Origin of the sequence: Bacillus sp. FDAARGOS_1420 (assembly GCF_019344915.1) — a bacterium.
In the GTDB taxonomy this organism is placed as follows: domain Bacteria; phylum Bacillota; class Bacilli; order Bacillales; family Bacillaceae_G; genus Bacillus_A; species Bacillus_A mycoides.
The window spans coordinates 1,680,865-1,707,773 of sequence record NZ_JAHWJB010000002.1; the positions used below are offsets into that span (position 1 = coordinate 1,680,865).

A 26,909-nucleotide genomic window follows, 5' to 3' on the forward strand; every position below is an offset into this window, starting at 1 on the left:
AAAAATAAGAATAGAGGTCAATATGAAAGTAAATCAATTAATTGCTAATAACATAAATAAACTTGATACTGTTATTCCGTTTAATAAATCACTTGGTATTGCTGGTTTATCTGGATCTGGAAAAACAACTCTTTGTCAAACAATTGGTGAAGAATCAAAGAAGCGTCTAGTTTCCTTATTGCCAAAGGCTGAATATCAATATTTATTTCCTAATATTATGGAAACTAATTTTAGTGCCATTAAGATGGAGGAAATGCCTTTAGTACTTTTTTTAGGGAAATCATCAATTTCTTCTAATCCGCGTTCGACGATTGGTACTCATACAGGTGTTTTTAAAGAGATTCGTGAAAAACTAGCGGAAGAATTTAATCTTTCTCCTGAAGTCTTTTCATTTAATAATCAATTAGGTTGGTGTGCTGGCTGTAAAGGGCGTGGTACTACTAAAAATATTGAGTGTAAAAAATGTAAGGGGAAACGTTATAGTGAAGAAGTTGAACAACGTACTATTGAGTTATTTGCTAAATCACATACAATTTCGGATATTAACGATTTAAGTGTTGAATCTATTCTTTCATTAGCAGAAGAATTAAATATTAGTGAAGCAAAACAACATATATTGCAAAATATTATCAATATGAACATTGGTTATTTAACATTAAATCGAATTATGGGTACGTTGTCAGGTGGAGAATTAACACGACTTTACTTAGCTGAATTCATGGCAGTTAGTGAAAATACTGTAATTATTATTGATGAGATTTCAGTTGGACTTGATAATGAAACATTATTACAAATATTAGAAGAGATCAAGCAATTAGGGTGTAAAAATCAAATCTGGCTCATTGATCATTCAGATACAGTACTGGATACAACAGATGAGCAAATGTTCTTCGGACCTGGTAGCGGAAAATATGGTGGACAAATCGTGAAAGAATCACCAAGACCAAAACCAATACTATCGGAACGAAATTACGAAATGCCAACAGAATATTATGCATTCCATGAATTATATTGCCGAAATATCCAAATGGTGGAGTTTCAAATTCCTAAAAATAGACTTGTAACTGTTACAGGAGAGTCTGGATGCGGGAAATCTACACTTGTCAATGAGTGTTTAGCTACAGATTTCTTGAAACGATATCCAAAAGATAAACTAGTTATGGTAGGGCAAGATCGAAACCAATCGATTACAAGTCGATCAACTGTAGCAACTTTCCTAGATGTTAAAAAGAAACTGACAAAGTATAGTGAAGAAATTGATGATATTTTTGAGCGCTCAATTGAGGATATTATCGATGAAATTCCAAATGAAGATATTGCGTATAAACGCTTGAGCCTACTAATCAAATTAGGACTGGGATATTTAACATTAGAACGAAAAACACAAACATTATCAACGGGTGAGTTTCAATGTGTTCATCTAGTTTCTGAGTTATTTGCAAAAACAAGAAATCCACATACATTGTTTATTTTTGATGAGCCTTCAAAAGGTTTATCTCAAAATATTTTAAATCAATTTATAGATAGTGTTAGAGGGATATTGCAAGATGAATCAGTCTCTATCATAATGATTGAGCATAACAGTTACATGCTAGAAAGCTCTGATTATATTGTCGATTTTGGAAAAAGACAGGTTGAATCTATAAAGCATCTTGATGTAGTAAGTCATGAGGATTATTATCGTCAAAAAAGCAGTGTGAATAATGCTGAACAAATACACATTTCTTCAACGCTTAAGCGTAAAGAAGGAGTTCACTATTTAAAAGAAAATCATATTAACTATTTTAAAAATGCTGAAAACGTTTATAAGGGCGGTATTTTAAAAAGCTTATCATCAATGGCTCGTTTAATTTACGGTGAATACGAATCTGATACAATTGCACCTGTAGTTGCTATTGATCTTGAAAGACATTTGTATAGTCAATATAGTTTCTTATATGAAATTGGTGGATTAATCAATCATATTGTAGCTGCTCATCCGACTAATAAAGATACGAGAAGTTTCGATTTCTATTCTCAGGATAATCATTGCCCATCTTGTTCTGGACGTCTTCAAATTGAAGTTTTTGATAAAGAAATTACAATTCAAGATAAAAACGTTCCATTTTGGGATGGTCTATTCGATCCGGAAATCATGAAAGTATTAAAATTTTATCAATATGAAAAAATAGAATTTCTATTTGAAGAAATTAAAAATGAGCTTGGTCATGATTTGACGAAAAGCTATAATGATATGTCTGAGGAAGAGAAACATACATTTTGGTACGGCTATTTTGATAAGTCCTTTTATGATAAGAAAGGAAAGACACGTAGAACATGGGTAGGATTTAATACGATTATTGGCGGGTATATTGTTATTTCAAAAGCAGCTATTAAAGAAGATATTAAGACTTCTAAAGAAATGATGACATGTCCAATTTGTAAGGGGACTTTATTAAATCACTATAAACCACTTAATTTTGGAGATACAGATATTCGTGAAATTATTAATCAGCCGCTTAACGAAGTATTAAAAATTGTAGGAGATTTGCCTGTACTCGTCAAATTGAAATCTATCGTAGGTGACGATATGATTATGACAGAAGATGTTTCTTTATTACCTAGAAATATACAAGTCGCACTGAAAATGTTTGAATTAGAACAAGCAAGCTTTTCAAATTATGAAATGGTGTTACAAAATGTTTTACCATTCTGGGACGAAATAAAAGGAAATATAGAATCCATTTGCTTCAACAATCAAGTAACTATTTGTGATTTTCCTAATGTTTATGAAACAAGAGAAACAATTCTAGATAAGTATTTCACAAATGGTAAATATAAAAAACTAACATATGTATACGAAGCATTTGGTTACAAAAAATTAGTTACCCAAATTAATAAAATTAAAAAAAGCAACCCGTGTCCATTCTGTAACGGAAAGAAAGTTATAACCGAAGATAATCTACATGATGGTGTGTTTAAATTAACAATTCCATGTATAACTTGTAATGCAAGTGGTATTAACGATGAAGGACTTAAAGAAATCGTTGATGGAATAGATGTGCAAACATGGTTAACTGGAAAAGTTAGTGATGTTGTGGATGAAAGCTTACGAACTGAGGATGTTGCAGACATTCTAATATTTAATCGAATTCGTGAGTTGAATAAGCGAGATATGATGGCGGTTTATGAATGTCTGGAGAAAAATAATTAAATTAAGAAGAATAAAAAATAGGGATTAGTTAGGGATTAAAAACTCATTTGCAATAATCTGCAAATGAGTTTTTATGTTGAAGAAGAGTTTCTTTAAACGTGTTAAGGTAGATAAATAATAGAGCAAGAAAAATCTATTTGTAATACCAATATAAATTATTCTTAAATTTTAAACTGAAAGGTATTACAGGTTGGCATTTATGTTTAAGTTTTGTTAGTATTTCTAAGATGTAAATACATTTATCTGTTAGGGTTAGTTTTAAATCGTTAATTATGATCATTTATTATATAATTATTGACGTATAAAAATGTTTTTTTGGGATAATAATTTAGGTTATTTGGATAATAACAAAAGGAATATGCTACTTTTTTAGTGATTGCATAATTATTAGAATTTTTAAATTTAACAGAAATATATACTTGAATGAAGTATATATTTCTGTTAAATTTATCCTATGGACAAAACAAGTTTAATTAAAGGTCATTTAGAAATGTGTGTGTTATCTATTTTGTCGAAAAAGAAAAGTTATGGTTATGAAATTATGAAAGAACTTGAAGTATACAATTTAAAATTGAAAGGAGTAGGAAGTATTTACCCTATTTTAACTAAGTTAAAAAATCAAGAGTGGGTAAATACTTATCAAGAAGTAACAGACAGTGGTAAAGTTAGAATCTATTATGAAATTAATGAAAACGGGAAAATACGTCTTGAGAAGAAAATTAATGAGTGGTTAGAATTACAATTTGATATTCAAACATTATTAAAAAGTGGTTTGAAAGGAGACCTTCTAAAATGAGGAATGAATTAAACGGTAAAGAAAATCAATTTTTAACTGACGTACTTAAGGAATTAAAGCAATACGATATAAGTTTAGAAGAAAGGGAAAATATTAAACAACAAATTTTAGAGCATATTCAAGAATGTCGTGAAAATGGGGAGGATAGTATAAATGATCTAGGTACGCCTCAATTATTTGTTCAAGATTTTTTAGAAATAAATGAAATTGACCTACAAGTTAAAATGAGACAACTTCAAAATGAAAAGGGAAATTCGAGCACATTTATCTTAGGTGGCATATTCATCGCAGTTATTACTTACCTCATCTCACAAACTACACTTTCACTATTTTTAACTGAATCATTTAACGGAACTAATAGCAAAAATACATTTAATTATAATCTTTTATATCGTATAGCAGAGAATCAATGGTGGAACTATGTATTAATAATATTTAGTTTTACGCTCTCTATATTAGTATTTATTAGCCTAGTAAGTTATAAAAAAAGAAAGCTATCTAAAGTATAATGAAGAAAACTATCTATAAACTATTTCAAATTTGTATTCTTTGTAATGTATTAATATTATGTATCGTACATCCAAAAGTTTATGCTCAGCAAAATATTAAAGTTACATTAGATAAGTATATTGAAAAATTTATAAAGGAACAGAACATTCCTGGAGCTTCCGTTGCAATTGTACATCATAAAGATGTATTCTTTACAAAAACATGGGGGATTACTGGGGAGTCTGAAAAAAAGGTAACTAGTAAAACCCCATTTGCGATTGGCTCAATAAGTAAATCTTTAACAGCTTTAGCTATAGTCAAGTTAATAGAAGATAAAAAAATAAAATTAGAGGATTCAGTTCAACAACATCTTCCTTGGTTTAAAGTAAAAGATAATCAATCGGCCTCAAATATAACAATCCAACATCTACTAACACATTCAAGTGGAATGAGTACCTATGAAGGTTTAGCATTATCAGATAAGCAATCAAAGACTACTACGGCTATAAAAGAAAATGTAATGAAACTGTCGAATGTAACATTAACTGCTCCCCCAGGACAAAAATATCAATATAGTAATGCAAATTATCTCGTTCTTGGTGCACTTATTGAGGAAGTTTCAAAAGAGACATACTCTACTTATATGGAGAAGCAAATTTTTCAGCCATTAAGAATGAATGGTGCAGCAGCAAATAGTGAAGAGTCTTATAAAAAGGGTTATTTAACAGGTTATCAATCATGGTTTGGAATACCAAGAAAAAGTACGGTGTCGTATGATAATGGTGGGACACCATATGGATATATTACAGCAAATCTAGAAGATATGATTCAATTCATTAAGTTTTTGAATCACCAAGAGCATACACAATTTTTAAATAAAGATAGTATGGATCTTTATTTATCTCCATTATATAAAATAGATTCAGCGAAATATTATGGTTTTGGACTGAGGACAACAAATATAAATGAAAACGAAAAGATGGTTTGGCATTCAGGCTCAACTCCTGATTCACATGCAGAAATATTTATTTTAAATGAAACTGGCTGGGGTGTTGTGATTTTAACGAATAAAAATCATGTTTTAGAAGAAGCATCACTACCAGAATTTAAAAAAGGGATTATTAATATTTTGAATGGTGAAGAACCGGTTGATATACCAAATAATATACCGATAGTTCAAATTGTTATGTCAATATTAATATTCGCACTTTTCATTACAGCAATTATGTTAATAATAAAGTATAAACGTAAGAAAATTTGTAAAAAAATAACCTGGATTTTTCTAGGGAGTTTATTTCTAATATTATCTATTACTTTAATTCCACTTCTTATTTATAGTACAAATTCACCGTGGCAGACGATTAAAATGTTTTCTGCAGATGTAGCGTTGCTCATTAGTATTATAGTTACTTTATTGAATGTAAATGGATTAATATCAATATATATTGCGTTGAAAAGCGAATTGGTAAATAAGTCGTAAGAGCTTTTAATTATATAAATATAACACATTAAATAATTGTTTAAACTGTTATAAATAGTTGACTCTCACACAATGTCATTGTTTAAGCTTAAGTTGAGCTTCGAATAGTTGTAATAAATAGGAGGAACTAATGTTCAAAATAGGGGATTTTTCAAAACTATCTTCCATTAGTATACGTATGTTGAGACATTACGATAAAGTGGAATTATTACAACCAGTAAAAGTCGATGAGCAAAGTGGTTATCGATTTTATTCAGCAGCCCAATTAAAGAAAGTAAATCAAATTCAAGTGTTAAAAGATATGGGATTTAATATTGCCACTATTAAAGAATTAGTAGAGAGTGAAAATATTGAAGTAATAAAGTCACAATTTGAAAATCGTAGTGCTCAAGTAAAGGAAGAAATGGACGATCTCAAAAAACAATTACGTCTCCTCGAAGACTCAATGAAAACGATGAGAGAGGATGTTATTGAAATGAACTATCATGTTTCATTAAAAGAAATTCCAGAAAGAAATGTAGCAAGTGTTAGAAAGGTTATTCCATCGTATAATTGCGAAGGGGATTTATGGAGTATATTGATGCAAGAAATTAATGTTAAAAATATTAGTATAGCTAATCCGAGTTATAGTATTGCTACATTCCATGATCAAGAATATAAGGAAAATGATGTGGATGTAGAAATACAGATAAATATTTTAGGGGAGCATGAAAATACAAAAGATGTTAATTTCAAAAAGATAGATCCAATCAAGGTAGCATCTATAACAGTAAACGGAAGTTATGAACAAATGACAACCGTAAATGAAGCAGCCGCAAAATGGATTGAGGCGGAAGAATATGAAATAGCAGGCCCGATGTTTAATATTTATCACGTTAGCCCAGCGATGGAATCGGATCCTAATAAGTGGGTTACAGAGGTTTGTTATCCGATAAACAAATAAACAATACAGTAAAAAAGGCATCGTATATGCCTTTTTTACTGTATTTCCATCTGAAAATATTTAGCACAAAGGACTCGTTGATTAACCATAATAGCCTCCTTAATACTAGTTAATCTAAGGAGGCATTGAATTGTTATAAATCAATGATATGTGTATCCTCCATCAGGAAATAATACACTACCTGTAGTAAACCCATTTTGCATTAAATATAGGACAGTATGTGCAACTTCATCATTATGCCCAGGTCTCTGAACAAGAGAACGAGATTTATAATCTTCATAAGCAGCCATTCTTTTTTCATTTTGTTCATTCTCTCTTCGTATCGTTCCAGGAGAAACAACATTAACTCTAATCGGAGCTAATTCAACAGCTAAAGCTTTTCCTAAACTTTCAATAGCGCCATTACAAGCTCCATAAGCAGGTGCACCTTTAAGTGGTCTTTGACTAAATGCACCGGACATTAACACGATAGATCCAGAGTTTGAAAGAAAAGGAATCGCGTATTTTACGGTGTAATATTGTGGCCAAAACTTTCCGATAAAGCTGCTTTCAGCAATATCATCTGTAGCGGTTATTGGTCCAAGTGTGTAAGAGGCTCCCGGTGTGAATAAATGATCAAAATTCCCAACTGTCTTGAAAAAATCTTGTAATTGCTCTTTATTTTGATTATCCAATACATAAGTTTGAAGATGGTTGTTATTTATTAATTCTCGAGCAATTTTTAATTTTTCTTCCGAGCGTCCTGCAATAATAACATGTGCGCCTTGTTCGATTGCTTGTTTTGCTGTTGCTAATCCAATACCAGAGCTTCCACCAATAATAACGATTTGTTTACCTTTTAGTGTAGTAAAAGTCATGATTAAGCCTCTCCCTTAATATAAAATTTTAAAAAAATCTGTGTTGCTTTTATTATTCGTTAAAAAATGATTATTGAAAAGTACACACTTTACTTGTACTTAGTCGCAACTTTCGTACTAATGAATCAGTGAACGGAGAAATAACATGAAAAATTATTTATTATGATCTATGATGGGATGGAAGAGGTGAGAAGATGGATTTACAAGAACCTAAATTAAAAGGGGTAATAGCGACATTACAAATAATCGGGGGTAAATGGAAGCCACTCATTTTATTTATATTATTAACAGATGGAACGAAACGGTTTGGTGAATTAAAGCGATTAATCCCAGGCATTTCTCAAGGAACATTAGCGAAGCAGCTTCGTGAATTAGAGCACGATCAACTAATAAAACGCGAAATTTATCAAGAAATACCACCTAAAGTGGAATATAGCTTAACTGAGCAGGGAAAAACAGTCAGTATTGTTTTGGATAGTATGTGTGGTTGGGGAAGAGGACATTTAGAATATATCGATAAAAACAAACTATAATATTATTATGTAAACTAAATGTGATGTGTCGAAACATATCGTTTTAATAATTTGTATTTTATAATATATAATTAAATAGTACTATAGGTTATTATATAGGCAGTCTTCCGGATGAGGTGATATAGATGAAATGCTGTATCGTTCGAAGTAACTAGTTGTTCGGTGCTGAAAAAATACGTAGCAGATATAAAAGGAGACATAGGCCCTTTTACGATAAAATCAACTATGAGTCTATTTCAAGGATTATCATAATTAAACATTTGATGCATTTTTGCAAAGGGGAAATAATAAAATGAATGAATTAGAGTACAAAAACTTTTATGATAAAGTGGGAAGTGAAAACGGCTGGGATTTTAGTAAGCTAAAATGTGAGACTGTAGGAGACACCTGGGACTTTTATAGCGAAGTGAAAGTAAGATGTAAACCATCACATATTCTACTTGATGTTGGTACAGGTGGAGGCGAGAATGTACTAAAAATAGCATCTTCAGCTGCATTACTGATTGGAATAGATAATTCTAATGGAATGATCAAAACAGCACATTTTAATTTGAATAAAGCAGGTGTACAAAACGTTGAATTTCTCCAAATGGATTCTGAAGTTTTAACGTTTCCGCATGCTCATTTTGATATTGCTTCAAGTTGTCATGCGCCGTTTGTAGCATCTGAATTGGCAAAAGTAATGAAAAAAGGTACTTTTTTCTTAACACAACAAGTTAGTGAACATGATAAATTAAACCTTAAAGAAGCATTTGGCAGAGGACAATGCTTAGGTGAAAGAGATGGAACTTTAGAAGAAAAGTATATGGGTGAACTTATTAGTGCGGGATTTGAACTCGTGCAAGTGCGTGAATACGATGTCACCGATTATTACAGTACTCCTGAAGATCTCATTTTCTTATTAAAACATACGCCTATTATTCCTAGATTTGGAGAAGAGGAAGAGGATTTTAATATTTTACAAAAGTTCATTGACGCTAATAGTTCCGAAAAAGGTATTCGTACGAATTCAAAAAGGTTTATGATTATTGCTGTTAAATCATAGTGTATTTTAACGTAAAAGCTGATTTTCTTTAAAAGAAAATCAGCTTTTTTTGTGGAAAAGAATGCAGGGAAAACTTAAAAATCATAGAAATAGGTAAAGTAGTAATCTGAAAATTGAAATATAGGGGATAATTATTTTGAAACGTTACTATATTAACAACGAAAAAATAAACGCACATATTACTGAGTGGGGAAATAATGAAAAGCCCGTTATCTTTTGTTTACATGGGTTAGGTAGTACGAGTTTAAGTTTTATAGAAATTGCAGAAGAATTAAAGAAAGAGTATAGATTTATCTCCATTGATGCACCTGGGCATGGTAAAACACCGCCCTTTGAAAGAACGGAAGATTATGAGATGCTGAATTTAGCAAACTGGTTAAATGAAATAATAAATGAACTGAGAATTGAACATTTCTATTTTTTATCACATTCGTGGGGAAGTTTTGTAGCACTATTTTATTTATTAAATAATCCAGAAAAAGTACTAGAAAGCATTCTTATTGATGGAGGATATCAAACAAAAAGGCTTAAAGAAGAAACGCTTGAAGAGGAAATCGCGTATTACGAAAAGGATTTTGAAGAATATATTTTTAATAATTGGGATGGATTTTTCAAAAGTGAAAAAGAAGCCTATACTAGGTGGTCTCCATTATTAGAAATTGCTGTAAAAGACCTAGGGATTGAAATGGATAATGAAGTATGTTGGCATGCGAGAGGTACAACAGCTGGTAATATAATAAGAGGTATGCATAAAGATGAAACGATAGATATTTACGAGAAGTTACCATCTAATATTATATTGCTTCGAGCTACACTACCGCAGATATGGGATGAATATAGAGATAAAACAGTGGAAATTTTTAAGTTAAAAACTGGCGCGAAAGTAAAATTAATCTCTGATACTACACATTTATTACACTGGGATAAACCAGAAGTTGTTATAGAGGAAATAAAAAGTAATTGGAGCTAACATATTCATACTAAAGTTGTAGTTTTTACACGAAAAATCCACCCTTCGGTTTGATTTTATCTATTTATAAGTGTAATACAATAAGAATAGATAGTAAGAAACAAGGGGGAATGTAGTGTGATTACACATATATCAGATATAAAACTACAAACGGTTTCCATAGAAGGGGTAAAACAAGTTTATAAAGACATATTATCTTTTCCAATAAAAAAAGAAACCGCATCATATATTCAATTTGAAGTAACACCGTATACCACAATTAGTTTTCAAGAAGTATATGAACCAATTGCACCTGCGCATTTCGCTTTTGAGATCCCATATTCAAAGTTTCATGAAACAGCAAAATGGCTTAAAGAGTCTGGATTACTCATTGTGAAATGGAAAGATGGTCATACAATTGGTGAGGAGAATGGTCTATTCAATTTATACTTTAAAGATGGTGATGGAAATCTTCTCGAAATTATTGCACATAGTTATGTTAAAGAAGAGGTATTAGTCCCGCATTCACCGTTAAACATTTTATACGTAAGGGAAATTGGTCTTCCGGTTAAAAGTGTACCTGTATTTACGGAATGGTTGAAATCAAATCTAGACATGAAAACGAAGGAAGATGGGGATATTTTCAACTTTGTTATAGGTGGCACTGCATATATCGTTGCAACCTGGTGGCAGCGACCGTGGATTCCAATCGCGATGAAAGCTTTACCACCGAAAGTACATGTTTCATTCGGAACACCGGATCATGCGTTTTTACAACAAATCCAAAATAACTTTAAGAAAAATGGTGTTCCATTTGAAAGTAAACATACTGAAGTAGTGTTTATTCAACAAGGGTATTCATTTTCTGTTTTGCATACACCGGATTTTCATTCCGATATTCCTAGAAAATTAAACTTACCACTTTCTATATAATTATAGGGAGGGGTAAGTTTTTTTTATTTTCATGAAGAAGGGTTTCAGTATAATTACACTGAATTTATAGAGGACTATAAAGCGTTATTCTAATTTACTGTAAGGAGAGAAATGAATTGAATCTAGGAAATCCGATAGCCAAAGGAAATACGGCTGAAATTTATCTTTGTGATAATAAAGTTGTGAAATTGTTTAAAGAATGCCTCCCTAATACAGAATCTCTATACGAAGCACAAAAACAAAAGTATGCATATTCATGTGGTTTACACGTTCCTAAAGTATTTGAAGTTACAGAGATACAAGGCAGACAAGCTATTATTATGGAATATGTAGAAGGAGAAAGTGTTGGTGAGCTTTTGCTTAATAATTTGAGTAAAGCGGAGTATTTCATAAGTATTTGTGTAAGTATACAACAAAAAATTCATGCTATATCTGTGAGCTCGGATGAAATAGAACCGATGGAAGAAAGGCTTTATCGTCAAATTAACTCCGTACATGATCTGGATGAAAAACAAAAGGGAAATATATTAAAAAAGTTAGATTTAATCACATTTGAACCTAGATTATGTCATGGTGATTTACATCCGTTTAATTTAATTATGAGTAATGGTGATGTGAAAATTATAGATTGGGTTGATGCTAGTTCAGGTGATATTCGTGCAGATGTGTTTCGGACATACTTATTGTATTCACAGAATTCAGTGGAATTAGCTGAAATGTATTTACATATATATTGCAAAAAAACAGGTTTATTAAGAGATGAAATTTTCCAGTGGGCTCCTATAATTAGTGCAGCTAGACTGGCAGAGACTAAACCTCTGTAAATAAAAGATGTTTTTCATGTATTTATTCTGATTCTTGTAAGGATGGTGTATCATTTGTTTTTTTACTCATTGATATTCCCTGTTATTTTTTCTTGCTAATTCTTTTCGGTTTGTCATATACTTAAAAGAGACTAAACGTTTTCTTTTAGGAGGACACAATGCGTAAAGGTGAATTAACAAAAAGAATGATTCTTGATCGTTCCTCTGCTCTGTTTAATGTAAAGGGCTATAGTGGTTCTTCAATTTCTGATATTATGCGAGAGACTGGGCTGGAGAAGGGTGGTATTTATCGTCACTTTAAAAATAAAGATGACTTGGCTGTTCAAGTCTTTCAGCACGCAACTTCACAAATGGGAGTGCGTTATGTCGAAGAGATGAAAAAAGCATCCAATACGTTGGATAAGTTAAAAACTTTTATTTCAGTTTTTACATCTCTCATTAATAATGATCCTCTTCCTGGAGGGTGTCCAATCATGAACGTAACGTTAGAAGCAGATGATTCCCATCCTCTCATGGCAGTACAAGCACAGATAGCGATGAATCAATTACTTGGAATAATTGAAAAGATTATTACGTATGGAATTGAGCAAGGAGAGTTAAAACCAGATACTCAAGCAAAGCAGATTGCTATCATCTGGATTTCTTCTCTTGAAGGAGCACTTGCCTTGTCACGCTTATACCAAGATACAGTCTATATTGATACAGTATCGTCACGACTTTTAGATGAATTGGAAAAACAAATTACGGCCAAGTAAGCCGTAATTTTTATCGCTAAAAAGAGACTGTTCGGTTTCTTTTTTGAGGGGGTGATCACTTAATAGAAATTCCATGATGGAACTATGAAAAAACGGATGAGAGAAGAATGGTACTAATACAAAATAGTAAATTGAAAAATGTGTAGAGTATGAACAATTTCGGCCTACCTGTTTCTAATTTTTGGAGGAGTGTGAAAAAGGATATGAGAGAAATAGAAACAATCGTAATTGGCTCTGGACCTGGAGGATATGTTGCTGCAATAAGAGCTTCACAATTAGGGCAACAAGTGGCAATTATAGAAAGAGAGAATCTTGGTGGCGTATGTGCTAACGTTGGCTGTATTCCATCTAAGGCACTTATTTCTGTAGGTCATCGCTTTGAGGAAACAAAGCATTCAGAAAATATGGGTATTTTTTCTTCTGGTGTAAATGTTGATTTTGCAAAAGTACAAGAATTTAAAAACAACGTTGTAAAGAAATTAGTAGGTGGTGTAGAAGGGTTATTAAAAAGCAATAAAGTAGAAGTGATAAAAGGTGAAGCTTATTTCATGGATGCTAACACTATACGAGTAACCAATAAAGATGCAACTCAAACATATACATTTAAAAATGCAATTATAGCTACTGGATCACGCCCAGTTGAAATTCCAACATTTAAATTTACAAAACGTGTGATTAACTCTACAGGTGCACTTAGTTTAACTGAAGTTCCAAGTAAATTGGTTGTAATCGGTGGTGGTTACATTGGTACTGAATTGGGCTCTGCTTACGCTTCCCTCGGTTCTATAGTAACAATTATTGAAGGAGGTAAAGATATTTTAACTGGCTTCGATAAACAAATGACTCAAATTGTGAAAGAAGACCTTATAAACAAAGGTGTTACAGTAATAGTAGATGCATCCGCTAAAGGTGTAGAAGAAGTTGAAAATGGTGTAATTGTTACCTACGAAATTGGTGGTGAAGAAAAGAAAGTTGACGCTAATTACGTATTAGTAACGGTTGGCCGTCGTCCTAATACTGAAAATATGGGTTTTGAAAAAATCGGTATTGAGTTTTCTGACCGCGGTTTATTAAAAGTTGATCAACAATGTCGTACTAACCTTCCGAACATTTTTGCTATAGGAGATATCATTGCTGGTCCACAGCTTGCACATAAAGCATTTTACGAAGGGAAAGTAGCTGCCGAAGCTATCTCTGGTGAACTATCATGTGTTGATTACTTGGCAATTCCAGCAGTTTGTTTCACAAATCCTGAATTAGCTACAGTTGGTTATGCTGAAGAGCGAGCAAAGGCAGAAGGCATGGAAGTAAAAGTGATTCAATTCCCATTTTCAGCAAACGGTCGTGCACTTGTATCAAATGAAGGAAAAGGGTTCTTGAGGCTATTGGTGCGTAAAGAAGATGGTGTATTAGTAGGTGCTCAAATCGTGGGAAATGGTGCATCAGAAATAATTGCCGAAATGGGTTTAGCAATTGAATCAGGCATGACAGTTGAGGATATTGCATTAACACCACATGCTCAACTAACTTTAAGTGAGATTGTGATGGAAGCTGCTGAGGCCATAATTTACAATTTTAAATAAATATTAATTAATAAAAATTGGATTGCTTCGTTTTTTAGAAATTCTAAATAAAATAAATGTAGAGATAAATAAATATGTAAAAAACAATCTTTACTAATAAACTTCTTAATAACATATTATGGCTAATTGAGCCGTTTTTTTACCGCAAAAAAGAGACTATTCGGTTTCTTTTTGTGAGAGGATTTATTCATTTATTAGAGAATAAAAAGTGAAATTATGGAAAATAAATATGAGAGGAGAATACAAATGAGTCAATTTGTTAATTCAACAATGGAAGGTAAAAATTTTAGTGCTGTTCAAGTAGGAAAGTGGGAGGATCTGCTTCAATATAAAAATGGAAATCCATTTAAAGCTCCTGGAAAGGTATTTCTTAAAGATGACTTACAATGTACAGGGATGGAAGCTTCACTAAATGTTTTCCCTCCAGGCATTTCAATGCCCTTTTATCATAAGCATAGAGAAAATGAAGAGCTGTATATCTTCGTCAAAGGACAAGGGGAATTCAAGATTGATGATGAAATCCTTGAAATCAAAGAGGGTACTGTCATAAGGGTGGCACAAGAGGGGGAAAGAATTTGGCGTAACAATTCAAGTGAACCTCTTTATTTTATTTGTATTCAAGCTAGGGCAAATACTTTGGAAGAAAGTAATATCGAGGATGGTATTAAGCTAGATAAATCCGTTGAATGGATTGAAAAATAGGTGCCACTGTACGATTAAATATCGTTTCGCTGCTTGTATTTTGTCTTTTGAAGAAAACTTATCTATAGAAAAGTACACCCAATTGTTAAACTGAATGTAACAATTGGGTGTACTTCATAGGAAACCAACTGTGTTTAAAGAATGGCTTTTTTCAATCTTTATTCTATAAAGGTTCATTATCCGTACTTGCTCCTCAGTTAACTCTTCTTTATTCCAATACATATGCATTAAACTATATTCGAATATCTCCTTTAATTTAATAAACAATGGAAGCTGCTCTATCATTTCTTTAGGTAGATCATTTTCCTCCTGGTATCCGTCGATTATTGCTTTTGTAATAGAATCCTCATAGTCGACTATGTTGCCATTCCCAACGAAAGAATATTCTATCGCACTATAGACTGGAACAGCTAAATCGAATATGTAAAAATGTTTTTCACAGTCTTGAAAATCAATCATTGTTAAATTTAAATCATTGTCCACTAATATGTTTTCTAACCATAAATCTCCATGAATTAAGCCGTAATTTGAAGTGGACTTTGGCAGATCCTTTATAGAAGTTAAAACGTCAGATGCAATTTCTCTTATAGTAGTCTCTTCTTTTGGGATATAGTTAAGAAAATTATACTCTTCATTTTCATACCAGTCGTTTATATGTTTTACTGGTTCAATACTTTCAAAATTTTTAGATGCACGATGTAATTTACCAATTTGTTGACCAAGCTTTTTAAATACATTAGAATTCCATTCGTTTCTTGGTAAATGTATACCAGGAGCAGCTTTATATAATACAGCAAAAACTTCTTTGTCTAAGGTTATTTTCTCTACTAAATTCGCCTTTAAAGAAGGTATTATTAGAGGGACTCCTAAGCCCTTTTGATATAAAAAGTTCGTATATGTAACTTCTGCTAATTGCTCTTCATATGTTTTATAGTTTGTAATTCTAACGAAGTAAGTACTTTGTGCTGTGAGACATTGATACATTTCATTTGTTATTGGTTTCATTTCAATAAAATCCAATGGATATAGTTTATTAATTAGTTTAAGTATCTCTTTTTCTATATTATTCATTTTAACTTCCTTTCCAAACATAAATTTTCCACTTACAAAACTACTAGTTCCTTAACTTACAAATTTCGTGTTTTATTTGGTAGAATCCTTTAAAAAAGATTTATCCCGTAAAAGTCCGATTAGTATGGGATAATAATCAGTGGGGAGGAACAAACTTCCCACTGATTAAAGTTTCACTTTATTAGAAAGTTAAGTAAATGTATGGAAAAATAAGATAGCTGAAAAAATATGAAATGAGTAATTACATATGATATTTAAAGGTTCTAGAGGGTGGTTAATGTTATAAACCACAAGAAATATCAAAAGAGAGAAGTGGATACTTCTTATAATATTTAGTGAGGAGGGGGATAAATGAATGAACATATACAGCTAATGATTGAATGGATTGAGGGCAATTTAAAAAAGAAGTTTTCATTAGATAAATTATCTAATTATATGGGATATTCTCCTTACTTCTGTTCGTTTAAATTTCATCAAGTAACAGGGATAAGTATTAGACGATATATTCTTCTTAGAAGATTGTATTTATCAACGGAAGATTTGACGAATGATAGAAAGATAATTGATATCGCATTTGATTACGATTACTCTTCGCAAGAGGCTTATAGTAGAGCATTTAAAACTGTTTTTGGTATAACCCCAGGAAAATTCCAACTTAACAAAATACCGGTTCAATCATTTATTAAACTCTCAATCAATGATGGAAAGGAGTGGGATAGAATGAATTTTTCTAGAAAAATTGAAGTTGATCAGTTACGAAATGCGAAGAGTGAGCTGTTTGATAAAGATGTACTAAATATATTAAATGGTCAATTTATGTATGAAGAATTTAAAAGTGAAAAACTAATGGGGGAGTCTGATTACGCTCCATTTAATGAAGATATGTGTGTAAATACGACTACTGCACAGATTTTTGATGATGAGTTTATTAAAACAAGGGCAGAAGGACACCAAGGTACTGTAGAAAATTATACGAAAAAGGTTATTCATCCTTTAGAGAATCTTTTTAAGAAAGAGTATAAATGTATTGTTTTATGGTTCGGTGAAGATATGTTTTGCCAAATGAATCTACTTACAGTACTTTCTTACCTTGAACAGTCTGGTTATAAGGGAAAAGTATACTTAAATAGCTTCAGAGAAGATGAATTTAAAGTTAGTCAAATTGAACTTGAATTAGGGAACTATTTTTCTGTTTACAATGAAGTTCTAGTAAATCATAAAAAGCCATCTCATGAGGTACTACCTGTAATGTATCAGGCGATAGATTTATATTTAGAAATGCTAAAAGAAAATAATGTAGTAGTAAAGTATATCTCCAAAAATAAAGATTTACCAACACAAGAGTTATTAAAAAGGTTATTTAATCTTTTTCCAACAATAGGATATGGGGACTTACAATATATAGAGCTTATTAATAAAGCGAGATGAAAATTGAAACTAATTAGAAGAGAATACAGTAAAAAAGATGCACCTAAAAGTATAGGTGCATCTTTTTTACTTATATTTGTTCAAGTAAATTTAATTCTTCTTTTACAAATGCCATTAATTCTTTTATTGTCTCACTAGAAAAATCAAAACGAATTCCAGCTGCTTCATATACCTCTGGTAAGGATTCAGAGCTACCTAGGGATAATGCTTGTTTGTAATTTTGTAGTGCTTGTTTAGGATTCTCTTTATATTGTTTATACATTTGCAATGCACCAAGTTGCGCGATTGCATATTCGATATAATAGAATGGTATTTCGAATATGTGTAGTACAGGTAACCAGCCAGTTGCTATCCAGTTTTCATAACCTTCAATATTTACCACATTCGATTGGTAAGTGTTATGTAATTCTAAATATTTTTCATTTCTTTCTTTAGCAGTATGATTTGGATTTTCATACATCCAATGTTGGAATTGATCAACGATAAGCATTTGTGGTAAATACTTAACAATATCTTTAAAGAAATCTAATTTTGCTTTTATAAATTCTTCTGTATTCTCATAAAATGTATCCCAATACTCCATCGAAAACAATTCCATTGTCATGCTGGCTAGCTCAGCTGATTCTGAAGGGATTTCTAAATATTTTTGTAGCTTTAGCTGCTTCATACATTCATTATGAATACTATGGCCCATTTCATGGAGGAAAGTAGTAACATCATAATGTGTATGATTGAGATTCATAAAAATAAAAGATAATTGAGAAGCAGGTAAGTGTTCGCAAAATCCTCCAGGTGCTTTTCCTTTACGACTTTCTAAATCTAAGCAATCATTTTTATGCATACGGCTCAATAATGCAGAAAATTCTGGGTCTAGTTTTTGTAAAATATGAGAACTTTTTTCGATTAAATCACTCTCGTCTTCAATGGGTTTTAACACTTTTTGATTTGGTGCGGCTGCTTTTAGATCCCACGGACGAAGTGTATCTACTTGAAGTTCAGCTTTTTTCTCATTAAATATATTATCAATAAGTGGCACAACGTATTTACGAACGGATTCTGCAAGTTCATAGCAATCATCAGCCGTATAATCAAAACGTTCATATTTTTTAAACATATAATCACGATAATTATCTAATTGAATGTTTTTGGCCTTTTGGTGACGGATTGCAATTAATTCATTTAAAATATGTTGTAAATTATTTTCAACAGATAAAAATTTTTCGGAAATGAGCGTTTTTGCTTTTTTTCGTATATCACGATTCGGATTTTGTAAGTAAGACTGTAGTTCAGTAATTGTTTTTTCTTCGCCATCCCATAGTGCAGTCAAACTGCCTGTAATTTCGAAGTACTCGGTTACTAATTTGTCTTCTTTTATTTCTAAATCAATGTTCTTTTCACAAAATAATGTTTGCGCATTTTTTATTTTTTTATCTAGTAAGCTATAAGTTTTTGGATCAAGTTGCATTCGAAATGGTGACTCTAAATATTTATTATCAAATGAATTTTGATAACGTTTCAAAAGAGGCCTTACATATTGTTGATCATATTCAAACGTATCTTTTATTTCTTTGTTATCTGTATTACATTGAAAGTCAATATAGTGTGATCTTAATTGTTCTTCGATTTCCCATATTAATTTCGACTGTATTTTCAGCCAATTTTCTAAATCTTCTCCTGAAGAAATGGGTTTACTTAATAAAGTAGACAATTCGTTTTCTAGCTCATGTATATTACGGATATCGATCGTATTAGAGTTCTGCATTATTTACCCCTCACTTTTTATTTACTCAAGGAGGTATTCTTCTTTTTCGCTATGATTCCTTTTTTGCCTAGAAAATTTGTGCCTATTACTCCAAGAACAATCATAAGTGTACCGACAATATGATAGTAGGAAATTTGCTCCTGTAAGAATACAACGCCTGCGATAATGGTAATAAGTGTAGATAAGTTGCTAAAAACACTTATTTTCGCTGCTTCAATATAAGATAATGAATAGTTTAATAACAATGCTGTTAGTAAGGAAGATAATAATCCTAAATATAAAATGGAGATAAGGAATGTTCCATTCGTAAATGGCTTAAAGTATACAGTTATTGTACCTTTGTTCATATGGTCAATGATTGCGATGAAATTAAAACTAATAAAACCGATTGCTGTCATTGTGTATGTTAAATCCATTAGCTTGAATTTCTTTGTCATTTTTCGAGCTAATACATTATAGCAAGCAGATGATAATGCCGATAATAAAATGAGGATAACACCGATGAAGCTCGTTTCATGAGCCCCTATACCATTCATAACAAATATATAAATGACACCTATGACAGAAATACATACTGATGTTTTTTGCCATGTATTCGTATATTCTTTTAAAAAATAGGAAGCTAGTATCATCGTAAATATAGGGATCGCTGCTTGTATAATTCCAGCTTCAGATGAACTTGTATATACTAAGCCAAATGCTTGGAAAGCAAAGAACAATGCTGGATAAAATATTGCGAGTGGTAAAAGTGTAAGTATGTTTTTAAATGATATATTTAACTTTACAAAACCGAAAATAATCGGAATGCTTGCTGCTATGAAAGCAATTGTAAAACGATGAGCAAGAGTATCAAGAGGGCTCGTAATGGTTAATGCTAGTTTCACAAACATAAATGAAAATCCAATAATTAAAGAATAGAGTAACGCTGATAAATATGCTTTTGTTGTATTTTTCATAATTTCACCTCATAGTAGTTAATTTCTTACTGGCCAGTATACGTACATAGTAATCTTTATGATCTAGTGCTACAATGTGAACAAATGCAAACTGTACCGGTACAAAAAATAGGAGGTGTAATGATGTATAAATATTTACATGTTTTGAACGACTTAGAAAGTATGATTCAAAATGGTGAGATAAAAGAAGGAAAGAAATTACCGTCTATACGGTCGCTTGTTACACAATATGAATGTAATAAGGCGACTGTAATACGAGCGCTGCATGAATTGGAAAAGCGTCATATTATTTATTCTGTACCTCAAAGTGGATACTACGTTGTTAAGAAATCTGGAAGTTACGTAGAAAGTAACGAGATTATTGATTTCGCTTCTTCGGCCCCAGATCCAGATTTTCCATACTTAGATTTTCAGCATTGCATTAATAAAGCGATTGATACATATAAGAATGATTTGTTTATATACGGAACACCGAAAGGGTTACCATCTTTAATTTCGGTTGTGCAAAAACAATTAGCAAACTATCAAGTTTTCACAAAGGAAGATAATATATTTATAACGTCAGGTGTGCAGCAGGCGCTTGCTATATTAACTTCAATACCATTTCCGAATGAAAACGAAACGATACTAATTGAGCAGCCAAGTTATCATTTATATATTGAATATGTAGAAATAAATAAGATCCCTGTGATCGGAATAAAGCGTACGCATGAAGGGATAGATTTAAATGAACTAGAGCGGATATTTAGCACAGAAAAAATTAAATTCTTTTATACAACTCCAAGATTTCATCATCCACTTGGAACTTCGTATTCTAAAAAAGAGAGAGAAAAGATTATTAAACTTGCGAAGAAATATAATGTATTTATAGTGGAAGACGACTATTTAGCAGATTTAGAAACTGATTCAAAAGTAGATACGTTTTACAGCCAAGATAATTGTAATCATGTTATATATTTAAAAAGTTATTCGAAAATCATCTTTCCTGGTTTGCGAGTCGGTGTTGCAGTCATCCCGCAATCCATTACAGATGCCTTTTATAAGTATAAAAAGATTTTAGATATCGATAGTCCTATGATTTCGCAAGCTGCTTTAGAAATTTACATAAAGAGCGGAATGTTTGATCGGCATAAACATAAAATAAAAGCATCTTACTACAATAGGTCAAAAAAACTAGCGGCAGTAGTAGAAGGTGTTCAAAATGAAAATCCACATTTGTTTACTTATAGAACAGTTGATCCAATCGGGATACATACTTGCTTACAGTTGAACAGAAATATAGTCACGGACACATTTATTAAAAATTTAAGCAAGAGTCAAATAAGCATAGATTCTATTGATAAAAATTATTTAAGTAACTTTCATAAAGAGAGATTGTTAAAGTTAAACGTATCAAATGTAAAAGAAGACAAGATTGAAGAAGGGATTCGCAAAGTAAGTGAGGAAATAAAGCGAATGAACCGTGTAGATTTTCAGTTCAAAAAAGAATAGTGCTTATAAAGGGTCTTGTTGTGTATAGAAAAATAATGGCTTTATGTATGTGTTGCTGTAGTCATTGGAGTGATTACAATTACTATATATAATAAGAAAAGTAAAGAATGTTTAACAGTTGCAATTCATACGAAGGCTGTTATTGTCGATCATAACAACATTCCTATATCAAATGTGAAGCTCATTTAAAGATAAGGAAGTCTCTATATCAAATATGCAAGGTGAGTTTCAGTTTTATAATGGTGTTTGTGGTGTAATTACGTTAAAATTTATTACTCCACATGGAGAAATCTATATAAAAAATATGATAATAAGAGTGTACCAAAAATAATTAAGGAGAATGATATGAAACCATTACAAGGTAAAGTAGCAGTTGTGGCCGGAGCAACACGAGGCGCCGGAAGAGGTATTGCGATGATGCTTGGTGAAGCCGGTGCAACTGTATATGTAACAGGAAGAAGTACAAAAGGGAATTTATCCTGTATGGGGAGAACTGAAACGATTGAAGAAACGGCAGAGCTTGTTACAAAGCAAGGCGGAAAAGGAATCGCAGTTCGTGTTGACCATACAGTAGAAGAAGATATTAAAGCTTTATTTACAAAGATTCAAGAAGAACAAAATGGACAGCTTGATATTTTAGTAAACGATGTTTGGGGCGGCGATCCTTTAACGGAATGGGAGAAACCTTTCTGGGAACACAACCTACATAACGGACTACTTATGCAACAAAGAGCTGTTCATTCTCATATAATGACAAGCCATTACGGTGTACCATTAATGGTGAAAAATAAAATGGGACTTGTTATTGAAATTACAGATGGCGTCGATTATCAATATCGAGGTAATTTGTACTATAGTTTAGCAAAAGTCTCAACAATTCATTTAGCAGAAGCTATGGCGAAAGATTTAGAACAACACAATATTACAGCTGTCGCAGTTAGTCCAGGATTCCTTCGTTCAGAAGCGATGTTAGATATATTTGGTGTAACAGAGGAGAATTGGCGAGAAGGAGCTAAACAAGACCCTCATTTTATCGCATCAGAAACTCCTTTCTTTGTTGGAAGAGCAATTGCATCTTTAGCAAGTGATCCAACTGTTCATGAAAAAACTGGACGAGCGTTAAGTTCATGGGAATTAGGAAGAGAGTATGGATTTACAGATATGGATGGAAGACGCCCAGATTGGGGGAAATATTTTGAGGAGAATGTTTTGAATCAAAATTAATGTTTTTAGAGCACTCAATAGCTGAGTGCTCTTTTTCTTTATACTGTACATAAATAATAAAGTCCTCTTAAAAATAAAGTGAAACTTTAATCAGTGTGGAGGTGTCCATTCTCCACTGATTATTAGCCTTCACCAATTGGGCGTTTACTGCCCACAAATAGAGGGATAAAATAGTTATTTAAAAAGCATTGGTACAAATGAAATACAGTCAAAAATAAAGTGACAAATCCAACTTACCCAAATACTTTTTGAATTTTTCCATATATAATTTAGTGCTAATCTAATTGGGATTATAGTTATTAATAACTGCATTGGCACAAAACCATAAGCTGGAATATGCCACAAAGCGAACAACAAACTACATATTAATGATGCCGTGCCAAATTTTAATCCTAATTTTTGTAATGCGATAATTATATTAGTGCAAATCAACTCTTCACCCATTAACATAAAGGGTACACGGAATAAAATCATAGAAATACTTATTACTTCAGCAACGGAATTTTTAGTTGCAGGTTCAAAAATGTAACTGAATATTAAGTTGGAAGCCATACCTACGATAATTGTTAAAGGCAAACCCCAAAGTAATGTCCTAATATTAAAATGTTTAAATTGCTCTAATGATATTTTTCCTAAAAAATAGTATCCTATAATTCCACATAATACAAGATTCCATAAAGCTTCAAGAATCATTCCCAATACTTCAGGTATATTATCTCCTAACACTGCGAAAAGTTGATATACAATCCCGGAAATAATTAATAATCCCAAAGCCAAAAGGGATTTTGAATCAATTTTCTTCTCTGTTTCTATAATCTTTGTTTCCACAACAGCCCCTTCTTTCTTATTATTTCATTGATTACGAATATATAATAGCACATTGTTCTCTAAAATAATGGTAATTGAGACGATCATAATAATTTTATTTTTCCAAATCAGTAAGTCCAAGATTAGGAGATTCCTTGTAAGAATCATTTAGACCAAAACCTATTATTAATGTCGTGATTGAAATAAAGCAATTATTAAACAAAAATAATAATCGCCCATCAAATTTATGAGTAGGCGATTAATGTATTTCTAAGAACAAAATTAAACAACTTTATTATCTTTACACATATATCGCATAAAACATTTTTTAACTTCATTAAATATATAGGGAATCATTACCAAAAAAATGATATCCTTAAAGTATAGTCTATATTTTGTATAGGAGGGTGATGGAGTCTATGGCGGTACGTATAGTCGATGATTTACAACAATTCTCTTTATTACTTATGTTTTTGAGTACATTAATATTTTACAGATACTTAAAGAAGATTAAACGAGAGAGAAAACTGACTTCTTTCGAATGGACAATGTATTTTGTCACTCAATTCGCGACTTCTATTTGGGCAATTACTTATTTTATTAAATTCTTGTCTGAATCGTAAGTTACATTAAACCATTTTAGTTTACTGGGTTATTGTTATCTATTAGGGATATAAATATAGTCCGTATCTAAGTCAATGACGACATCGGTCTTAATGTCTTCTTGTAATGATTTTGGAATGTTTTCAGAAGGTCATACTGTGTATGCAATGATTCGTAACGAATCACAAGTAGAAGCAATGAAGAAAATTGATGCTTTACCAGTACTAGCTGGGAGAGAGGTGCCTCAAAGAATAAGGCACGTAAAGAGCATGGATACTTTAAAATATCATAAAAATCCTTTAATGGGAATACTAGTAACATTCACTATTAAAGGATTGGGCTGTAATGAATATACTTTTTGAAAGCATTATTTTAATCCTCACTGGAATTATTGTTTTAAAATTGACAGGTAGTAAATCTGTTAGCCAAATGACGAGAGCTGAAATTATTATTGTGGTTTCTATAGGACGTATTATTGTAGAACCTATATTAAGTAGGAAAGTAGGCCCATCTATTTTTGCTGCGTTTATTTTTGCGGGTGTTTTACTTATTATTCATTTTTTTGAATTGAAATCACGAAAAGTAGAAAAGTTTCTAAATGGAAATAGCATTATTGTTATAGAAAACGGAGAAATCTTAAAAAAGAATTTATTACGCGCGAAAATGTCAGAACAACAATTATTTATGCATCTGAGAGAAAAAGGTATACATGAAATCAAGAATTTACAACAAGCAACTGTAGAAACGAATGGACGGATTGGGTATCAACTAACTACTAAGGCACAACCAGTTACTTTGGAAATGCTAGAAAAGCTTCTAGAGCAATGCAATCTGAAAAAATAGTTTTAGACTGAAAAGTGCTTCTTGTACATAAAGGCACTTTTCGCAAACGTGTAAAAGTCCCTTCAGTAACCCTGAAGGGACTTTCGTGTTATCCAATTTACCGAGGGTGATGACGATCAATATTACGATTAACAACAACGTTAAAGTTCATAAAAATAAACAGAATGAATAATTGACAAAAAATGAGAATAGTAGTAATCTAACGTAAAACATACGCTAGCGTATTTTATTGGAGAGATAATATGCAATTAACGAGAGAAGACTGGATAAAAGTAGGATTACAACAATTAGCTAATGAAGGTATACATAAAGTTCGTATTGAAGCACTTGCTCGATTGCTAAAAATAAGCAAAGGAAGCTTCTATCACTATTTTCGTGACCATCAAGAGCTTTTAGATTCTATGCTCGACTTTTGGGAAGTACATGCAACAAAGCTGATTGTTCAAAGTATGGAGCAACAGGATGCCTCTTTAGAACAGCTATTACAGATTAGTTTTAATCGAGATAAAAAAATTGAGAATGGTATTTATGCTTGGGCTAAATATGATCCTGTTGTGGCAACACGTTTAGTAGATATAGAAGAACAAAGAATTTCTTGTGTTGCAAAATTGTATCAAAAAATGGGCGTAGACGAAACTGAATCAATTGATCGAGCGAGACTTGCCTATTTAACGTATGTAGGATGGATGACAAGGTTTGAAGCAAATCCTAATTTTGATATTGATAAAATGGTTGAGCTTTTCACTTCTTTCAGCGGGTGTCCAAACATCCACTGAAAGAAGTGAAAGCCTCCGGCGGATGTCACCGAATTATGCTGAGGCATAATTGATTATTAGATAATAAATGTCCCTAATATGGTTATAAAACCTGAAGGGACAAAATTTTCACTATAACATACGGTAGTGTATGTTATCTTTGAAGTTACGAAATTGGGGGCGAATAAATGAAATTACTATTAATAGTAGTAGCTGTGGGGCTTCTGTGGTTTATCAGTTTTTTGCATATTTATTGGGCTTTTGGAGGTCGATGGGGTTCTGCTGCTGTTATCCCAGTAAAAGAGGGAGAACATAAGCCTGCTTTTACTCCGAGAATATGGGGAACATTATTCGTAGCCATTCTTATTCTATTAGCTAGTGTCATTATTGTTGTTCAAGTAGGTTATTTGCAGGGGTTCGAAGCAAATAGTTTATCTAAAATCGGAAGTATTGTCTGTGCTTTAGTTTTCATTATTAGGGCAATTGGTGATTTTAAGTTTGTTGGATTTTTCAAAAAAATTAAACATTCGCAGTTTGCTAGATATGACACTTGGTTCTATAGTCCATTATGTTTATTCTTTGGTTTTGTCTATATCATGTTGTTGTTTTAATAAGTATAATGAATTCCCTATAAAATAAATTTTATGCAGGAAGAAAACACCTCTTATTGAACAAGTAGTAATAAAAAGTTTGAGCATAGCAATAGAGCAATACGGGTTCTGGTGACAGCGAAGTCCGCTATGATTAGTCATTTGTGTTTAAAAAGAGGATAGATAGGGCGAATTTATTCAAGCTCTTCTATCCTTTTAATTTTTATAAATCTAATGTATGAAATTAGATAAGAATTCACTATTAATAATAGGTTCAGCTTATATCTTGACTTTTAA

26 protein-coding genes are annotated in these 26,909 nt (G+C 31.8%); 21 read left to right on the top strand and 5 right to left on the bottom strand.

Features of this window, described 5'->3' with window-relative positions; genetic code table 11:
- Window positions 1–22: 22 nt before the first annotated feature.
- The 5 genes from I6L50_RS18825 (at window position 23) to I6L50_RS18845 (ending at window position 6,901) form a co-directional block, all read left to right on the top strand.
- A complete protein-coding gene (locus I6L50_RS18825; RefSeq protein WP_219302326.1) occupies window positions 23–3,193 on the top strand; it encodes an ATP-binding cassette domain-containing protein in 3,171 nt (1,056 codons plus the stop codon).
- Window positions 3,194–3,647: 454 nt separating this feature from the next.
- Window positions 3,648–3,989, top strand: a complete 342-nt coding sequence (locus tag I6L50_RS18830) for a PadR family transcriptional regulator (RefSeq protein ID WP_219302328.1) — start codon at window positions 3,648–3,650, stop codon at window positions 3,987–3,989.
- Window positions 3,986–4,498, top strand: a complete 513-nt coding sequence (locus I6L50_RS18835) for a DUF1129 domain-containing protein (protein WP_088039424.1) — start codon at window positions 3,986–3,988, stop codon at window positions 4,496–4,498. The genes I6L50_RS18830 and I6L50_RS18835 overlap by 4 nt, the downstream gene beginning before the upstream one ends.
- Window positions 4,498–5,958 (top strand): serine hydrolase domain-containing protein, encoded by a 1,461-nt coding sequence (locus I6L50_RS18840; protein WP_219302330.1) that lies wholly within the window; start codon window positions 4,498–4,500, stop codon window positions 5,956–5,958. The genes I6L50_RS18835 and I6L50_RS18840 overlap by 1 nt, the downstream gene beginning before the upstream one ends.
- 130 nt (window positions 5,959–6,088) lie before the next feature.
- Complete coding sequence (locus I6L50_RS18845) at window positions 6,089–6,901, top strand: MerR family transcriptional regulator (RefSeq protein ID WP_219302332.1); 813 nt, start codon at window positions 6,089–6,091, stop codon at window positions 6,899–6,901.
- Between the two features lie 140 nt (window positions 6,902–7,041).
- Here the strand turns inward: I6L50_RS18845 and I6L50_RS18850 are convergent, their stop codons facing one another.
- The gene (locus I6L50_RS18850; RefSeq protein WP_219302334.1) at window positions 7,042–7,758 is read right to left on the bottom strand and encodes an SDR family oxidoreductase; all 717 of its coding nucleotides are present in this window, start codon (window positions 7,756–7,758) and stop codon (window positions 7,042–7,044) included.
- A 194-nt stretch (window positions 7,759–7,952) separates the two neighbouring features.
- Between I6L50_RS18850 and I6L50_RS18855 the strand changes: the two genes are divergently transcribed.
- The 8 genes from I6L50_RS18855 to I6L50_RS18890 all read left to right on the top strand — a co-directional run bounded on the left by I6L50_RS18855 (window position 7,953) and on the right by I6L50_RS18890 (window position 15,082).
- Complete coding sequence (locus I6L50_RS18855; RefSeq protein WP_219302336.1) at window positions 7,953–8,291, top strand: winged helix-turn-helix transcriptional regulator; 339 nt, start codon at window positions 7,953–7,955, stop codon at window positions 8,289–8,291.
- A gap of 292 nt (window positions 8,292–8,583) precedes the next feature.
- On the top strand, window positions 8,584–9,336 hold the full coding sequence (locus I6L50_RS18860) for a class I SAM-dependent methyltransferase (protein WP_219302338.1): 753 nt from the start codon (window positions 8,584–8,586) through the stop codon (window positions 9,334–9,336).
- A 136-nt stretch (window positions 9,337–9,472) separates the two neighbouring features.
- Complete coding sequence (locus I6L50_RS18865; protein WP_219302340.1) at window positions 9,473–10,306, top strand: alpha/beta hydrolase; 834 nt, start codon at window positions 9,473–9,475, stop codon at window positions 10,304–10,306.
- Between the two features lie 117 nt (window positions 10,307–10,423).
- Window positions 10,424–11,218, top strand: a complete 795-nt coding sequence (locus tag I6L50_RS18870; RefSeq protein ID WP_219302342.1) for a VOC family protein — start codon at window positions 10,424–10,426, stop codon at window positions 11,216–11,218.
- A gap of 116 nt (window positions 11,219–11,334) precedes the next feature.
- A complete protein-coding gene (locus tag I6L50_RS18875; RefSeq protein WP_219302344.1) occupies window positions 11,335–12,042 on the top strand; it encodes an aminoglycoside phosphotransferase family protein in 708 nt (235 codons plus the stop codon).
- Window positions 12,043–12,200: 158 nt separating this feature from the next.
- On the top strand, window positions 12,201–12,797 hold the full coding sequence (locus tag I6L50_RS18880; protein WP_219302346.1) for a TetR/AcrR family transcriptional regulator: 597 nt from the start codon (window positions 12,201–12,203) through the stop codon (window positions 12,795–12,797).
- A gap of 203 nt (window positions 12,798–13,000) precedes the next feature.
- Window positions 13,001–14,380 (top strand): dihydrolipoyl dehydrogenase, encoded by a 1,380-nt coding sequence (gene lpdA / locus I6L50_RS18885; protein WP_219302348.1) that lies wholly within the window; start codon window positions 13,001–13,003, stop codon window positions 14,378–14,380.
- A 246-nt stretch (window positions 14,381–14,626) separates the two neighbouring features.
- Window positions 14,627–15,082 (top strand): cupin domain-containing protein, encoded by a 456-nt coding sequence (locus I6L50_RS18890; RefSeq protein ID WP_219302350.1) that lies wholly within the window; start codon window positions 14,627–14,629, stop codon window positions 15,080–15,082.
- 114 nt (window positions 15,083–15,196) lie between these two features.
- On the opposite strand, the gene I6L50_RS18895 is transcribed toward I6L50_RS18890, so the two are convergent.
- A complete protein-coding gene (locus I6L50_RS18895; RefSeq protein ID WP_219302352.1) occupies window positions 15,197–16,174 on the bottom strand; it encodes a phosphotransferase enzyme family protein in 978 nt (325 codons plus the stop codon).
- 330 nt (window positions 16,175–16,504) lie between these two features.
- Here I6L50_RS18895 and I6L50_RS18900 point away from each other — a divergent pair, with 330 nt between their 5' ends.
- Entirely contained in the window at window positions 16,505–17,581 is a 1,077-nt protein-coding gene (locus tag I6L50_RS18900; RefSeq protein WP_219302354.1) for a helix-turn-helix domain-containing protein, read from the top strand.
- 70 nt (window positions 17,582–17,651) lie between these two features.
- Here I6L50_RS18900 and I6L50_RS18905 read toward each other — a convergent pair whose 3' ends face one another.
- Together I6L50_RS18905 and I6L50_RS18910 are read right to left on the bottom strand one after the other, a co-directional pair.
- Window positions 17,652–19,343 carry a M3 family oligoendopeptidase gene (locus I6L50_RS18905; protein ID WP_219302356.1) on the bottom strand — a complete coding sequence of 564 codons (1,692 nt, stop codon included), beginning with the start codon at window positions 19,341–19,343 and terminating at the stop codon, window positions 17,652–17,654.
- Between the two features lie 17 nt (window positions 19,344–19,360).
- On the bottom strand, window positions 19,361–20,299 hold the full coding sequence (locus tag I6L50_RS18910; protein ID WP_219302358.1) for a DMT family transporter: 939 nt from the start codon (window positions 20,297–20,299) through the stop codon (window positions 19,361–19,363).
- A gap of 123 nt (window positions 20,300–20,422) precedes the next feature.
- Between I6L50_RS18910 and I6L50_RS18915 the strand changes: the two genes are divergently transcribed.
- Window positions 20,423–21,790, top strand: coding sequence for an aminotransferase-like domain-containing protein (locus tag I6L50_RS18915; protein ID WP_219302360.1), 1,368 nt, complete (start codon window positions 20,423–20,425; stop codon window positions 21,788–21,790).
- Window positions 21,791–22,135: 345 nt separating this feature from the next.
- Window positions 22,136–23,014 carry an SDR family oxidoreductase gene (locus tag I6L50_RS18925; protein ID WP_219303723.1) on the top strand — a complete coding sequence of 293 codons (879 nt, stop codon included), beginning with the start codon at window positions 22,136–22,138 and terminating at the stop codon, window positions 23,012–23,014.
- Between the two features lie 174 nt (window positions 23,015–23,188).
- On the opposite strand, the gene I6L50_RS18930 is transcribed toward I6L50_RS18925, so the two are convergent.
- Window positions 23,189–23,842 (bottom strand): CPBP family intramembrane glutamic endopeptidase, encoded by a 654-nt coding sequence (locus I6L50_RS18930; RefSeq protein WP_219302362.1) that lies wholly within the window; start codon window positions 23,840–23,842, stop codon window positions 23,189–23,191.
- A 398-nt stretch (window positions 23,843–24,240) separates the two neighbouring features.
- Between I6L50_RS18930 and I6L50_RS18935 the strand changes: the two genes are divergently transcribed.
- The 5 genes from I6L50_RS18935 (at window position 24,241) to I6L50_RS18955 (ending at window position 26,633) form a co-directional block, all read left to right on the top strand.
- Window positions 24,241–24,444: a hypothetical protein gene (locus I6L50_RS18935; protein ID WP_000290880.1), complete on the top strand. Its 204-nt coding sequence runs from the start codon at window positions 24,241–24,243 to the stop codon at window positions 24,442–24,444.
- 75 nt (window positions 24,445–24,519) lie between these two features.
- A complete protein-coding gene (locus tag I6L50_RS18940) occupies window positions 24,520–24,786 on the top strand; it encodes a hypothetical protein (protein WP_002085381.1) in 267 nt (88 codons plus the stop codon).
- Entirely contained in the window at window positions 24,770–25,267 is a 498-nt protein-coding gene (locus I6L50_RS18945; RefSeq protein ID WP_002085380.1) for a DUF421 domain-containing protein, read from the top strand. The genes I6L50_RS18940 and I6L50_RS18945 overlap by 17 nt, the downstream gene beginning before the upstream one ends.
- Window positions 25,268–25,509: 242 nt before the next feature.
- Window positions 25,510–26,043, top strand: a complete 534-nt coding sequence (locus I6L50_RS18950; protein ID WP_002032294.1) for a TetR/AcrR family transcriptional regulator — start codon at window positions 25,510–25,512, stop codon at window positions 26,041–26,043.
- Between the two features lie 167 nt (window positions 26,044–26,210).
- A complete protein-coding gene (locus tag I6L50_RS18955) occupies window positions 26,211–26,633 on the top strand; it encodes a DUF3995 domain-containing protein (RefSeq protein ID WP_002085376.1) in 423 nt (140 codons plus the stop codon).
- Window positions 26,634–26,909: the final 276 nt, after the last annotated feature.

What these genes read in the sequence shown, in the direction of transcription:
- I6L50_RS18825 (WP_219302326.1), top strand. Translation starts at nt 23, where the DNA reads ATGAAAGTAAATCAATTAATTGCTAATAACATAAATAAACTTGATACT.
- I6L50_RS18830 (WP_219302328.1), top strand. Translation starts at nt 3,648, where the DNA reads ATGGACAAAACAAGTTTAATTAAAGGTCATTTAGAAATGTGTGTGTTA.
- I6L50_RS18835 (WP_088039424.1), top strand. Translation starts at nt 3,986, where the DNA reads ATGAGGAATGAATTAAACGGTAAAGAAAATCAATTTTTAACTGACGTA.
- I6L50_RS18840 (WP_219302330.1), top strand. Translation starts at nt 4,498, where the DNA reads ATGAAGAAAACTATCTATAAACTATTTCAAATTTGTATTCTTTGTAAT.
- I6L50_RS18845 (WP_219302332.1), top strand. Translation starts at nt 6,089, where the DNA reads ATGTTCAAAATAGGGGATTTTTCAAAACTATCTTCCATTAGTATACGT.
- I6L50_RS18850 (WP_219302334.1), bottom strand. Translation starts at nt 7,758, where the DNA reads ATGACTTTTACTACACTAAAAGGTAAACAAATCGTTATTATTGGTGGA.
- I6L50_RS18855 (WP_219302336.1), top strand. Translation starts at nt 7,953, where the DNA reads ATGGATTTACAAGAACCTAAATTAAAAGGGGTAATAGCGACATTACAA.
- I6L50_RS18860 (WP_219302338.1), top strand. Translation starts at nt 8,584, where the DNA reads ATGAATGAATTAGAGTACAAAAACTTTTATGATAAAGTGGGAAGTGAA.
- I6L50_RS18880 (WP_219302346.1), top strand. Translation starts at nt 12,201, where the DNA reads ATGCGTAAAGGTGAATTAACAAAAAGAATGATTCTTGATCGTTCCTCT.
- lpdA (WP_219302348.1), top strand. Translation starts at nt 13,001, where the DNA reads ATGAGAGAAATAGAAACAATCGTAATTGGCTCTGGACCTGGAGGATAT.
- I6L50_RS18890 (WP_219302350.1), top strand. Translation starts at nt 14,627, where the DNA reads ATGAGTCAATTTGTTAATTCAACAATGGAAGGTAAAAATTTTAGTGCT.
- I6L50_RS18895 (WP_219302352.1), bottom strand. Translation starts at nt 16,174, where the DNA reads ATGTTTGGAAAGGAAGTTAAAATGAATAATATAGAAAAAGAGATACTT.
- I6L50_RS18900 (WP_219302354.1), top strand. Translation starts at nt 16,505, where the DNA reads ATGAATGAACATATACAGCTAATGATTGAATGGATTGAGGGCAATTTA.
- I6L50_RS18905 (WP_219302356.1), bottom strand. Translation starts at nt 19,343, where the DNA reads ATGCAGAACTCTAATACGATCGATATCCGTAATATACATGAGCTAGAA.
- I6L50_RS18910 (WP_219302358.1), bottom strand. Translation starts at nt 20,299, where the DNA reads ATGAAAAATACAACAAAAGCATATTTATCAGCGTTACTCTATTCTTTA.
- I6L50_RS18915 (WP_219302360.1), top strand. Translation starts at nt 20,423, where the DNA reads ATGTATAAATATTTACATGTTTTGAACGACTTAGAAAGTATGATTCAA.
- I6L50_RS18925 (WP_219303723.1), top strand. Translation starts at nt 22,136, where the DNA reads ATGAAACCATTACAAGGTAAAGTAGCAGTTGTGGCCGGAGCAACACGA.
- I6L50_RS18935 (WP_000290880.1), top strand. Translation starts at nt 24,241, where the DNA reads ATGGCGGTACGTATAGTCGATGATTTACAACAATTCTCTTTATTACTT.
- I6L50_RS18940 (WP_002085381.1), top strand. Translation starts at nt 24,520, where the DNA reads ATGACGACATCGGTCTTAATGTCTTCTTGTAATGATTTTGGAATGTTT.
- I6L50_RS18945 (WP_002085380.1), top strand. Translation starts at nt 24,770, where the DNA reads ATGAATATACTTTTTGAAAGCATTATTTTAATCCTCACTGGAATTATT.
- I6L50_RS18950 (WP_002032294.1), top strand. Translation starts at nt 25,510, where the DNA reads ATGCAATTAACGAGAGAAGACTGGATAAAAGTAGGATTACAACAATTA.
- I6L50_RS18955 (WP_002085376.1), top strand. Translation starts at nt 26,211, where the DNA reads ATGAAATTACTATTAATAGTAGTAGCTGTGGGGCTTCTGTGGTTTATC.